Genomic DNA, 12,435 nt, shown 5'->3' with positions numbered 1-12,435 from the left:
AATGGTAAATGGGATTATAAAAAGCACGGTGACTGTGCCGTGCTTTTTGTCGCTTTTCGCTTGCTGCACGGCAAAGCAGAATTATCACAGCATTTTGCTTAACGAATCACGATAACGATAGAATAATGCCGCTCAGGTATTTAAATTGGACAAATGATGAAAAAGCTTTTTCTCTTTTGCTTTTATCTATTGGTTCTGTGCCTTTCCTGCCAACAAACGACGACGGAGGTAAAACCGGAAGATATGTTTGCCAAAGGAGCCGATATCAGTTGGCTACCACAGATGGAAGCTGCCGGATACATTTTCTACAACGACAACGGCACTCCCGAAGATTGTTTCAAGATACTCAAAGACCACGGCATCAATTCTGTCCGGTTACGCACGTGGGTGAATCCTTCGGATGATCCGCACAGCGGCCATTGTAGCAAAGAAGAAACAGTGTCCATGGCAAAAAGGGCAAAGGATTGGGATATGCGTGTCATGATCAATTTCCATTATAGCGACAGTTGGGCCGATCCGGGCAAACAACACAAACCCAAAGATTGGGAAGGACTCGATTTCGATCAACTTAAAGAAGCGCTGTACGATTACACTTATGACGTGATAACGGCGCTAAAAGAAGCAGGCGTAACACCCGAATGGGTGCAATTGGGGAATGAAATTCCTACCGGAATGATCTATCCCGAAGGGCATACCGACAACTGGCCTCAATTGGTGCAACTGATCAACCACGGATACGAGGCCGTCAAGGCAGTCAGCCCCACCACAAAAATCATCCTGCATGTCGACCAGGGAAATAACAACGAACGCTTTCGCTGGTGGTTCGATAATGCGGAAAAATACGGGGCAAAATACGATATCATCGGTATGTCGTTTTATCCATGGTGGTTAGAAGGAAAACCCGATTACAGTGAGATCATCGACGATTTGGGCCATAACCTGAACGATATGGCAAATCGTTACAATAAAGAGGTGATGGTAGTGGAAACAGGCGGTGAGGATACCAAACCGCAAAATACGTATGAGATGTTACGTGCCGTGATCCGGAAAGTGAAGGAAGTACCCGACGGTAAAGGAACGGGCGTCTTTTACTGGGAGCCGCAGGGTGCCCGTTCGTGGAGCCGTTATCCGCTCAGTGCATGGGGTGATAACGGGCGGCCGACAAAAGCAATGGATGCTTTTATAGAGTAATGAATCATCAGAGGAATTAAAAATATAAATCCCTGATCATTTTTTCAATCTACTTATCTGCATTAAATATAATAATCGTATGAAGAAAATAATTTTACTTTTTTCCCTTATTGTAATAGCAATATCTACGGCACACGCCCGTGAGGTGCATGTCGAACCCTCGTTTTGGTGGAGTGGCATGGAAGAGCCGGAATTACAGTTGATGGTATACGGCGAAAATATTGCCGGTTATATTCCGGAAGTGACTTCAAAAAATGTGAGAATCAAAGAATCGGTACGGCTGGAAAGTCCGAATTACCTGATCCTTTATCTCGATATCTCGGAAAGCAGCCCCGAAACATTCGATATCCTGTTCACCGACGGAAAGGAGAAAATCACTTATTCTTATGAATTGAAAGAACGTAATCCAGACAGATATAATATAAAAAGTTTCGATGCATCAGATGTGCTCTACCTGATCATGCCCGACCGTTTTGCCAATGGAGATGCATCCAACGACCAGATCCCGATGCGGATGCCATACAAGGTAGACCGCAATCACCACAGCGCACGGCATGGAGGCGACCTGAAAGGCATATCGGACCGGTTGGATTACCTGTCCGACCTGGGCGTAACCGCTATCTGGCTCAATCCGGTACTGGAGAATGATATGGAGGGCGGATCGTACCATGGATACGCCACCACCGATTACTACCGCGTGGATCCCCGTTTCGGCACCAATGAAGAGTACGCAAATCTGATCGCCGACGCCCATTCCAGAGGAATGAAGGTGGTGATGGATATGATCTTCAACCATTGCGGAAGCGACCACCCCTGGGTGAAAGACGTGCCCTCGACGGATTGGTTCAACAACATGGGTGAATATGTGCAGACTTCGCACATGAAAGAGATGTATTTCGATCCCTACGCCTCGGAATATGACAAAAGCAAAATGGTGGACGGCTGGTTCGTACCTACCATGCCTGACCTCAACCAACGAAACCGGCATGTGGCAAAATACCTGATCCAGAACAGTATCTGGTGGATCGAATACTCGGGAGTCGATGGCATCCGGCAGGATACCTATCCTTATGCCGATTATGACATGATGGTCGACTGGATAGAGGCCGTAGAGAAAGAATATCCCCAATACAATATCGTGGGAGAGGCATGGCTCAACAACCCTATCGGCACCTCTTTCTGGCAGAGAAACAGTCCGATCAACACGAACAACACCAAGTTGAGATCAGTGATGGACTTCCGCTTTATGGGATTGTCGCACAGCGCTTTCTTTGAAGAAACGGGGGAATGGAACGGGGGACTGCACGGCATCTACGACCACATGACCTACGATTTTATCTATCCCGATATCTATAATGTACTGCGCTTCCTGGACAACCATGATACCGACCGGTTCCTGAAAGAGTATCCCTCCGATCTGGCCGGATGGAAGCAAGGGATTACGTTCCTGCTCACCATGCCTGGCACCCCGCAGATCTACTACGGCACCGAATTGCTGATGAATGGCAACAAAAGCCGAAGCGACGGCGATATCCGCCTCGACGTGCCGGGCGGGTGGCCCGGGGATAAGACGGATCATTTCACCGCAGAAGGGCGCGACAGGTTACAGAATGAAGCGTTCAACTTCATGAAGAAGCTGCTCCACTGGCGACAGGGCAACGATGTGATCGCGTATGGCGATATGAAACATTATGTGCTGCAAAAAGGCGTTTATGTCTATGAGCGTTACTTAGGGGATGAAAGCGTATTGATTTTTATGAACGGGACATCGAAACAGGTAGAGATAAACCTCGACCGGTACGCCGAGTCAATAGGAAACAGTACCGGATGGACTGACCTGCTCTCGGGTAGAAATGTTTCGCTGGAAAAAACGCTGACACTTGCGCCCAAAGAAGTGCTTGTGCTGGAATGAAAAACTAATTCACTAATAAGCCAATCCCGATAAATAGGGACAAGTAATGAATAAATGTGCCAATACGACTAATGAGACTAATATGAATAATGGATTAATTTAATTGGCATATTAATAAATCAGCACATTAATATAGTCTCTTAAGAAACAAAAGTTTCAACGCATTTTTTGAACGGTGAAAACGTTCTGGAATGCTTAATTCTAAAATATAAAAAATCATATGCAAATATCCTCAAAAGCGTTCTACTTACTGCTTCTCCTGCTTTTCGCTTTTGCCTGCGGGGAAGATCCGGTGGTTACTCCGGAACCCGAACCCGAACCGGAACCACCTGTAGTGATTAAGGCAGGCCTTTCATGGAGTCCCGAAGAGGCAGATGCCGAGAAGGAGCTGACCATCTGGTTCAAGCCACGTTCAGGCACACCACTCTATAATTACCAAGGTGATGTCTATATTCACACGGGCGTTATATCGGAAGGCGTATGGCGATTCGTTCCTGCCGGGTGGAACGAAAATCTGCCGAAATGCAAAATGACGAAGGTAGAGGGTGAACTGAGCACATGGACTATCAAATTCTCCCCATCTATTCGTCAATGGTTTGGTTCGGGAGAAACACCCGTGAACAAACTGGGTATTGTTGTCCGCTCTGCCGATGGATCGAAGCAAACCGAAGATCTTTTTATCCCTGTCACTGATACGCAGTTCAAAGCCTTTGAGCCGGCTGCGGTGAAAACAGGAAACATGCCGGCAGGTCTAAAGCATGGTATCAATATAGTGAACAATAGCACCGTCACATTGGTACTATACGACAAGGATAAGAGCGGAAACCGGAAGGATTTCGCCCATGTTGTCGGCGACTTCAACGGCTGGACATTGAGCAACGATGAAAAATCGCAGATGTTCCGGGATGACGCCGAAGGCTGCTGGTGGATCACAATTAACGGACTGGATCCTGCAAAGGAATATGCTTTCCAGTACTACGTGGGTAAAACAGACGGAGATCCTATCCGCGTGGCCGATCCTTACGCCCGCAAAATACTCGATCCCTGGAACGATCAATATATTTCACCAACCACTTATCCCGATAACAAAACCTATCCGGAGGGAGCCATCGGGATCGTTTCGGTATTCCGGACCCAACCGGAATCTTACAACTGGCAGGTTCCTGATTTCGAGATCCCGTCACTGGACAACCTGGTAATTTACGAAATGTTGTTCCGCGATTTTACGGAGAGCGGTGATATCAACGGCGCCATGGAGAAACTCAATTACCTGCAATCACTCGGCGTGAACGCCATCGAACTCATGCCGGTACAGGAATTCGACGGGAACGACAGCTGGGGATACAACCCCGCGTTCTTCTTCGCCCTGGATAAGGCATACGGTACCGACAGGATGTACAAACAATTTATCGATGAATGCCATAAGCGAGGGATAGCAGTAATATTCGACGTGGTTTATAATCATGCTACAGGTGAAAATCCGTTTGCCAAAATGTGGTGGGATTCCGCAAACAGCCGTACGGCAGCCAATAATCCTTACTTCAACGTAACGGCACCCCACCCTTACAGCGTATTCCATGATTTCAACCATGAATCGGATTTAGTGAGGGAGTTTGTGAAGCGCAACCTGCAATTCCTGCTGGAAGAGTACAATATCGACGGCTTCCGGTTTGACCTTACCAAAGGGTTTACGCAGAAGCAATCAACGGAGTCGAACGCACATGTGTACGATGCTTCCCGTATAGCTATTCTGAAGGATTACAACAATGCCGTCAAAGCGGTGAAACCGGATGCCTACGTCATTCTGGAACACTTTGCAGACGACCGTGAAGAAACTGAACTGAGTGGGGAAGGGATGATGGTCTGGCGTAATATGAACCACGCATACTGCCAAGCGGCGATGGGGTACAAGGAAGACTCCGGTTTTTCAGGAACCTATTACACCTCTTCTTCCCGTCCGATTAACAGTCTGGTCAGCTATATGGAGAGCCACGACGAGGAGCGTGCGGCCTACAAACAGGCCCAATGGGGTAACGGTATCCTGAAGACGAACTTCAACGCACAAATGTCGCAACTGGCAACCAATGCCGCCTTTTTCTTTACCGTACCCGGCCCGAAAATGATCTGGCAATTCGGCGAGTTGGGATATGATGTTTCGATCGATTATAACGGACGTACCGGTAAAAAACCGGTGAAGTGGGAATATATGGATGTACCACAGCGAAAGGAACTACACGATACCTATACGAAACTAATCTCCCTTCGTTTCGATCATCCGGAACTGTTCAATGCGACCGCAGAACTCGATTGGAAAGTAACACCCTCATTCTGGGAGGACGGCCGGTTTATCACCCTTTCCTCTTTTGGCGAGGCGAAACAGGTAGTGGTGATAGGGAACTTCACCAATGACCCTATCTCGGCCACCTTCCCGGAAACCGGTACCTGGTATAATTATATGACGTCCGGCGAACCACCGTTGAATGTAACATCGACCACAAATATCACCGTCCCGGCGAACAGTTTCAAAATGTATACCAGTTTCACAGAATAAACAGGATATCTCAGTAACTGTTTCAATAATGCCCCCAAAAGATCTTTGTCTAACCTTTTGGGGGCATTTCACTTTTGTGGTATACCCTTCTTTTTATTTCAGAAACGGGGTGGCGGTATGTTCAGAATCCGTGTAAGACGATCAGGAACGGGATAGTGGACGATTTCAGGAGTGGGACGGTATAAGGGTTAAGGAATCAGGAACCTGCTCCTCTTCCGCGAACAACTGTCCTGCCATCCGTAAACTATCCAACTGAAACATCACCCTGTCCTGCACAAGCATAAAGCTATCCCTCAATTCAGGCTTCACCGGCAGGTAGGGAGGCGACTCGATGGTAAGGGGATTGACGGGCTGGTTGTTCTTGTGTACCCGGAAATCGAGATGAGGGCCGGTAGAGAGTCCGGTAGAACCTACGTAAGCGATCACATCCCCCTGCTTTACCCGACTCCCTTTCTCAATCCCTTTGGCAAAGCGGCTCAGATGCATATAGGTGGTAGTATAGGTCGCATTGTGTTTCACCTTCAGAAAATTTCCGGCTCCACCACGTTGAAATCCTTTTTCGATCACCACCCCATCACCTATTGTCTTGACCGGAGTACCCACCGGTGCGGCATAATCCACACCGTGATGGGGACGGCTGCGCTTCAAAATAGGATGATAACGTGAATTGGAGAATTTCGAAGTGATGCGGAAAAAATCAAGAGGATTTTTTAAAAACGCTTTCCGCAGACTATTTCCCTCTTCATCAAAAAACTCCATGATAGAATCCTGTTGAAACGGGATGGCCCGGAACTTCTTCCCCTGATGCGTGAAAACTGCCCCTTCGATAGAAGAGATTCCTACCCTAGTAGTATCGTCTATATAGGCTACGTCATACATCAAGCGGAACGAATCGCCTTTTTTGACATCAAAGAAGTCGACCTGCCAGGCATATACATCCGAGAGTTTAAGTGCCAGCAAAGCCGGTGCACCGGTATCCATAATCGCATTCCATAGAGAAGAGGTAATTGTTCCCTCGGCATATTCACGTTTCAGGGTAACCGGTTTTGTATAATCATATACACTGATTGTATCGCCACTTAAGTCTACTACAGCGTAATCGGTACGCGACTTTTCAAAAACAACGTATTTCACGGCCGCCGTAGAGTCGGTAATCGCCGCATACGAATTCCCAACCTGTAATCTTGAAGGAGGATAAATGGAAGATACCGCATCTATAATCTTCTCCCTTTTATTGGCTTCAAATCCCAGATTAGACAGAATAGTGGCAAGATACTCCCCACGCCCTATTTCATAATGGGTTACATCCAGCGAATCGACGCATATCCCATATTCATACACACAGCTTGTCTCTTCCTGACCAGTCTGGCCAACCTGTTGTTCCTCCTTTTTTAATCCACATGAAACAACAGCGACTATCAGCAAAGAATAGATAATCGACTGAATCGTTTTTCTTCTGTTTGTCTTATACATAACTGGTTACATTTACCATTTTTCCGGTTCCGTAACAGGCAAGAAAAATAGATGATTACCTGACAGATTCACAGATACAGCCTGTATTACGCGCTTTTGGATACCGGGAGGCAGAATGGATCCGACTTAGTTAATTGAGTACAAAGATGCACAAAAATCTCAGACAAGCAAAAAAATATCGGTGTTCTGTCACCTCGATCGTACCTCTTTCCTCATAAATGAAATGTAAGCCAACATAAAAAAGAGGAGCGTGATGGAGATCAATCCTGTGAGTTGAGGCCATACCACAAGCAAACTTTGTCCCAATGACAGGGGACTTGGGATAGCACCATCCATCTGTTCGAATGTGAGTGGTCCAAGACTCCTTACCGAAGGCATCAACATGGTCATGGTGATCTCCTGGAACAATTCCCCGGGTGAAAACCGCAGTAAATTCAACATAAACTTCTGGTAGCGGACAACCTGATCAGGCATGGCCATAGGCGAGGGACTCAACGCTTTGCCTACCACATTCATGATAATATTATAAAACAGGCTGAAAAACAACCATACGGCTATCCCCGACAATGCGGAGGTGGCAGGTTGTTTGCTCTTGATGGAGAAGAAGAGCGCCAGATTGAGCCAGAGCGCAATGTAAACCATTGAAAGCAACAGGAAGAGCACGATACGGCAGAATTCTTCAGCAGTGGGTGGTATACCGATAAATATCAATCCGAAACCCATTACCAGAAAGCCGAGAGCAAAAAGCATGATGCCAATCACAAAAAGTGCAGCTATCCATTTTGCATTTAAGATATAGTCCCTGTAGATAGGTTGCGACAGCAGGCGGCTTAAAGTCCCTTTGTTCTGTTCGGTATTGATTGCATCAAATCCCAACGCGATCCCCAGCAAAGGGCCGAGGAAACCTATAAAAACAGCGAACGAAGGCAAAGCGCCGTCTGAAGCTGTAAACAGTTTTAGAAAAAGAAAATTATCATCGGTACTCCCCTGTTTCACAGCTTCGCCTATATTGCTCAGCGCCGTATAGAGTGAACCCATACAGGTCAGGGCAATGAGAATGATCAAAATAACAGCTTTCCAGCTTCCCATATAATCGGATATCTCTTTCCGCACTATTACCCAGAAAGGCTTTGATATATTATTCATGTTCATTCCCTCCTAAATAATGGTTATATACCTCTTCCAATTCTCCTGGTTTATTATGCAACTCATTTATATCGATCAGGGTCAGCAACCGTCCTTTTCCGAACAACCCGACACGGTCACATAGTTGCTGCACCTGATGCAAATGATGCGAAGAAAAGAGTACAGTCAGTCCGTTCTCATGACTTAGATGGCGGATCAGATGGATAAAATCCTGCACACCAGTAGGATCAATACCGGAAGTGGGTTCATCCAGAATGATAATTTCCGGATCTTTAATTAGTACATCAGCCAATCCGAGCCTTTGTCTCATCCCTTTTGAATATTTCCCGGTCCGTTTCTCCGTCTCGTTTCCCAATCCCACACGATGAAGCAGGGACGCAGCTTTCTCACGAGCCTCAGATAGGGGAATCCCATTCAGTTCTGCTGTATAAATGAGGTTCTCCATTCCCGTCATATCTTCATAAAATCCGACATCTTCAGGCAGATAGCCTACTTTTCTCTTTACTTCGACCGGTGAAGTGGTAGAATTGATCCCGCAAACCGAAACACTCCCTGCGGTGGGCTCCGTCAAGCCCAGGATCATCAGGATGGTAGTCGATTTTCCGGCACCATTGGGTCCGAGCAAGCCAAAAATTTCACCCTTCCGTATGTTCAGGTCAAGATTGTCCACAGCCGTAAAATCCCCGTACCGCTTTGTCAGACCGGTTAACTCAATTACATGCTGAGCCATTTCTACCTCCTTCCGTATTTACGGAACAGATAAAAGATTGTTCCCACTACTGCCAGAATAATTGCGACCCCTATCCATCCCCAGAGCAGAGGCGTTTTCACAGTCATCCTGAAACTGGCACTTTTATTTACCTCAGGCGTATTAGCACTGATATTCAATACATAATCACCGGGGATAGCCTTTTTCGAGGCCCTGACAACAGCCTGGATATTTACACTTTCACCGGCTTTCAACGCATCAACAGAAACAGGCTCAAAACTTACCTCCCAGCCGGCAGGTTTACTCGACGACAGTTTGATATCTTTCAATTCTGCAGATCCGGTATTATTCACCACCAAATCGATACGCTTCGTATCTCCGGCCGTGATGTCAGAGCTTAACAATCCCCTTGGAGTGGTAAGTTCCATATCATAAGAGCCGGTCACTACCACTTCAAGTTCCAACTCGTCGGAAGTGGTTCCGGTGGTCGCCTGAACAGGGATTTTATATGTTCCCGCCTCTACATTGCCGGGCGGCGTGATCTCAATACTAATGTTCTCCGTAGTGTTCGGCTCCACCTGTGCCGACGTGGCCTGCTTCCCTCCGGCACGGAAAATAACATTCCATCCCCGGGGTGCAGCAGCCATCAAGGCGTAGAGTTGTGTTTCGGCGGTCTTGTTGTTCAGATTGGCATTGAAGTTGAAATTAGACTTGGCATTGCCCTGCATATTAGGCTGGCTTGTGGTGAATTCGGTTTTAAAGGTTCCTTGTGAAGATACCGTCACTGAAAGCGGGAGTTCAGCTTCTCCTGCACGTACGACAAAACGGTAGTTTCCTTTGTTCACCTGCAGCGGAACAGTCACCTGAAGGTTAAACGATTTTTTATCGCTAGGCATGACGGCAAGCTGATTGACGATATAGCTGCCTGACTTTATTTCCCACTCCCAACCGCGCGGTATGCCGCTGACGGAAATGTCAGGATTTTTGAGACTCTCCGTCTCATTCACAATGTCGATACTGTAATTAATGGTTTCTCCCGGCGGTACGGAGATTTTAGTGTAAGGCGTGTAGAGCAGCATCTGTTTTTCCTTCTCTTCCGCATGTAAGAGGGCAACGAAGCCCACAAAAAAAATCATCCAAAATTTCAATTTACATTTCATCATAGCTCATTCACAATTACGATATATTATTATAATTTATAGCCTATACCGTGCAAAATTTTAACGCAGGATCCGACGACATGCGTTAAAAAAAATCCTGATCAAGTGAACCAGTTAAAAATATATATGTTATTCAGAATGAAAGCTGCGAAAACAGCCGTACAAAATTAAGAAGAAGAAAAGAACAAGATTGTTAATTTTTACAAAAAATAGCCCATTTAATATTTAATTATTTCTAAAGGGTTCTCAGATACAGAAGATAATTCTTGCCGGCCAGAATCTTCTATTATCCGACAATTATCTCCTTCCTCTTTGACCGTTTTAAAACTTATATTAACTTTGCGTAATTAACAAGGATAAAATCACGGTTAGACAGCAAACATCCACTATCCGTATAAGTACGGGTGAATATTTGTTTCAAACACAAAAAAAATAATCTTATGAAGTCGATCGCAATTATTTACGGCTCGAGCACTGAACACACTAAGAATGCAGCGGAAAGAATCGCCGAACTGCTGGCTGATTACTCCCCCACCCTTGCAGATATTTATGATGGCGATGAAACGCCTTTCCTGACCCATGACGTATTGATTCTGGGTGTATCTACCTGGGGGGTACAGGATCTCCAGGACGATTGGAATGATTTCTATCCCAAGTTGGAAAAACTGGACCTGACAGGAAAAACCGTAGCCCTTTTCGGATTGGGTGACGCTTCTATTTATCCGAGTTCCTACGTGGATGCCATGGGTATATTATATGAAATTGTCATTCAAAAAGGAGCAACCGTTATCGGGGAAGTTTCTCCCGAAGGATATGATTTCGAATATTCCAGGGCATTCAAAGACGGTAAATTCATCGGGCTACCGCTCGATGACGATTACGAACCCGACCTGACGGAAGGGCGTATCATTAACTGGATAGAAAAACTGAAACCCTATTTGGAATAGATCCTGTATTCCCAGGGTTTCAATTCCATTTCTTCCACAGGGAGCACTTCGGATGTGTCGGAAAAAGAAGAAAATCCTTCACCCGGCACATTTCCGTTAAATTGTACATTTACGATTTCATTGCTGAAATTGAAAACGCAAACCACTTCGTTTCCATTGTTCACCCGTTTGAACGACCACACCTTTTCAGTACAATCGTTAGGTATCTCTGTCATCTCCCCGTCACGCTCCTGAGCTGAGAGTGCTTTATTCTTCTTTTTGAATCTGTTCAGCTTCCTGTAGAAGTCACTGAAGCTACCCTCATCTTCCCATTCAATAATATCCTTCTCAAAAAATTCCAGCCGGCGGTTCAATCCCACTTCCTGTCCACTGTATATCAGGGGAATTCCAGGGAGCATATAGGTCAGTGCCGCGAAAGGTTTTGCTGCTTCACCCATCCGTTCGAATTCGGTACCGCTCCATGAATTCTCATCGTGATTAGAAGTAAAATACATCGGTATGGCATGGGATGAAAAACGTTCATTCATTCTTTGCAGGGAAGCGCGTAATGAATCGACAGGCTCTTTTCCCTGTGCTATACTATTCATTTTATGATGGAAGTCCCAGGCGTAATAGGCATCGAACACCGACTCGTTCAATTCCGGTTTTTCCGCCTCGGCTAACAGGAAGATATCCGGATTCAGCATGACCAGGGAATCCTTTGCCACCTCCCAGAAATCAGTAGGTATTTCACCGGCCACGTCGCAACGAAAGCCGTCGATACCAGTCTCCCGGATCCAGAATTTCATCACATCGATCATCGCTTCACGCATCTCGGGAACAGAGTAGTCCAACTGGGCAATATCAGTCCAGTCGTACATAATATTCAGATTTCCCAAACTGTCCCTTACATACCATTCGGGATGAGCTTTCACCCATATAGCATCGCGGGAAGTATGATTGGCGACCCAGTCGAGAATCACCTTCATTCCCTGGTCCTGTGCTTGCTTCACTACAGCCTTAAAATCGGCCAGCGTACCGAACTCACTGTTGACCTCAGTATAATCCTTGATGGAGTAATAACTACCCAGCGAACCCTTTCGATCCTCTTTACCGATAGACTGTACCGGTATAAACCAAAGGATATCTACTCCCAGCTTCTTTAATCTGGGCAGATGCTCCGAAAAAGCATGGAGTGTCCCTTCCGGCGTATACTGTCGTATATTTACCTCATATATTACTGCATTGTAAACCCATTCAGGATGTGCACTTTTAACAACATTCCCGTTTTCGTGACTCCTGTCCCGATTGCCGCATGCCACCAACAGCACCGACAAAAGAAATAATAGAAATATTTTTTTCATTTT

General features: G+C 46.1%; 9 protein-coding genes. 4 read left to right on the top strand and 5 right to left on the bottom strand.

Features of this window, described 5'->3' with window-relative positions:
• Window positions 1-153: 153 nt before the first annotated feature.
• The 3 genes from PSM36_RS02465 to PSM36_RS02455 all read left to right on the top strand — a co-directional run bounded on the left by PSM36_RS02465 (window position 154) and on the right by PSM36_RS02455 (window position 5,654).
• Window positions 154-1,191 carry a glycoside hydrolase family 53 protein gene (locus tag PSM36_RS02465; RefSeq protein ID WP_232001503.1) on the top strand — a complete coding sequence of 346 codons (1,038 nt, stop codon included), beginning with the start codon at window positions 154-156 and terminating at the stop codon, window positions 1,189-1,191.
• A 79-nt stretch (window positions 1,192-1,270) separates the two neighbouring features.
• Window positions 1,271-3,103, top strand: coding sequence for a glycoside hydrolase family 13 protein (locus PSM36_RS02460; protein ID WP_076928631.1), 1,833 nt, complete (start codon window positions 1,271-1,273; stop codon window positions 3,101-3,103).
• Window positions 3,104-3,323: 220 nt separating this feature from the next.
• The gene (locus PSM36_RS02455; RefSeq protein ID WP_076928630.1) at window positions 3,324-5,654 is read left to right on the top strand and encodes an alpha-amylase family glycosyl hydrolase; all 2,331 of its coding nucleotides are present in this window, start codon (window positions 3,324-3,326) and stop codon (window positions 5,652-5,654) included.
• A 165-nt stretch (window positions 5,655-5,819) separates the two neighbouring features.
• Here the strand turns inward: PSM36_RS02455 and PSM36_RS02450 are convergent, their stop codons facing one another.
• The 4 genes from PSM36_RS02450 to PSM36_RS02435 all read right to left on the bottom strand — a co-directional run bounded on the left by PSM36_RS02450 (window position 5,820) and on the right by PSM36_RS02435 (window position 10,118).
• Window positions 5,820-7,127 carry a peptidoglycan DD-metalloendopeptidase family protein gene (locus PSM36_RS02450; RefSeq protein ID WP_076928629.1) on the bottom strand — a complete coding sequence of 436 codons (1,308 nt, stop codon included), beginning with the start codon at window positions 7,125-7,127 and terminating at the stop codon, window positions 5,820-5,822.
• Window positions 7,128-7,316: 189 nt separating this feature from the next.
• Window positions 7,317-8,273 (bottom strand): ABC transporter permease, encoded by a 957-nt coding sequence (locus PSM36_RS02445; RefSeq protein WP_076928628.1) that lies wholly within the window; start codon window positions 8,271-8,273, stop codon window positions 7,317-7,319.
• Complete coding sequence (locus PSM36_RS02440; protein WP_076928627.1) at window positions 8,266-9,003, bottom strand: ABC transporter ATP-binding protein; 738 nt, start codon at window positions 9,001-9,003, stop codon at window positions 8,266-8,268. Before PSM36_RS02440 ends, PSM36_RS02445 begins: the two co-directional genes overlap by 8 nt.
• A 2-nt stretch (window positions 9,004-9,005) precedes the next feature.
• On the bottom strand, window positions 9,006-10,118 hold the full coding sequence (locus tag PSM36_RS02435) for a COG1470 family protein (RefSeq protein ID WP_232001502.1): 1,113 nt from the start codon (window positions 10,116-10,118) through the stop codon (window positions 9,006-9,008).
• A 464-nt stretch (window positions 10,119-10,582) separates the two neighbouring features.
• Between PSM36_RS02435 and PSM36_RS02430 the strand changes: the two genes are divergently transcribed.
• Window positions 10,583-11,089, top strand: a complete 507-nt coding sequence (locus tag PSM36_RS02430) for a flavodoxin (protein ID WP_076928625.1) — start codon at window positions 10,583-10,585, stop codon at window positions 11,087-11,089.
• Here PSM36_RS02430 and PSM36_RS02425 read toward each other — a convergent pair.
• Window positions 11,077-12,432 carry an alpha-amylase family glycosyl hydrolase gene (locus PSM36_RS02425; RefSeq protein ID WP_076928624.1) on the bottom strand — a complete coding sequence of 452 codons (1,356 nt, stop codon included), beginning with the start codon at window positions 12,430-12,432 and terminating at the stop codon, window positions 11,077-11,079. The genes PSM36_RS02430 and PSM36_RS02425 overlap by 13 nt on opposite strands.
• Between the last annotated feature and the right edge of the window lie 3 nt (window positions 12,433-12,435).

The organism is Proteiniphilum saccharofermentans, assembly GCF_900095135.1.
Taxonomy (GTDB): Bacteria; Bacteroidota; Bacteroidia; order Bacteroidales; family Dysgonomonadaceae; genus Proteiniphilum; species Proteiniphilum saccharofermentans.
This window is presented reverse-complemented; position numbering and strand designations above follow the sequence as displayed.

Bases quoted from the DNA above. Each gene is read 5' to 3' on its own strand.
- PSM36_RS02465 (WP_232001503.1), top strand. From the start codon at position 154: ATGATGAAAAAGCTTTTTCTCTTTTGCTTTTATCTATTGGTTCTGTGC.
- PSM36_RS02460 (WP_076928631.1), top strand. From the start codon at position 1,271: ATGAAGAAAATAATTTTACTTTTTTCCCTTATTGTAATAGCAATATCT.
- PSM36_RS02455 (WP_076928630.1), top strand. From the start codon at position 3,324: ATGCAAATATCCTCAAAAGCGTTCTACTTACTGCTTCTCCTGCTTTTC.
- PSM36_RS02450 (WP_076928629.1), bottom strand. From the start codon at position 7,127: ATGTATAAGACAAACAGAAGAAAAACGATTCAGTCGATTATCTATTCT.
- PSM36_RS02445 (WP_076928628.1), bottom strand. From the start codon at position 8,273: ATGAATAATATATCAAAGCCTTTCTGGGTAATAGTGCGGAAAGAGATA.
- PSM36_RS02440 (WP_076928627.1), bottom strand. From the start codon at position 9,003: ATGGCTCAGCATGTAATTGAGTTAACCGGTCTGACAAAGCGGTACGGG.
- PSM36_RS02435 (WP_232001502.1), bottom strand. From the start codon at position 10,118: ATGATTTTTTTTGTGGGCTTCGTTGCCCTCTTACATGCGGAAGAGAAG.
- PSM36_RS02430 (WP_076928625.1), top strand. From the start codon at position 10,583: ATGAAGTCGATCGCAATTATTTACGGCTCGAGCACTGAACACACTAAG.
- PSM36_RS02425 (WP_076928624.1), bottom strand. From the start codon at position 12,432: ATGAAAAAAATATTTCTATTATTTCTTTTGTCGGTGCTGTTGGTGGCA.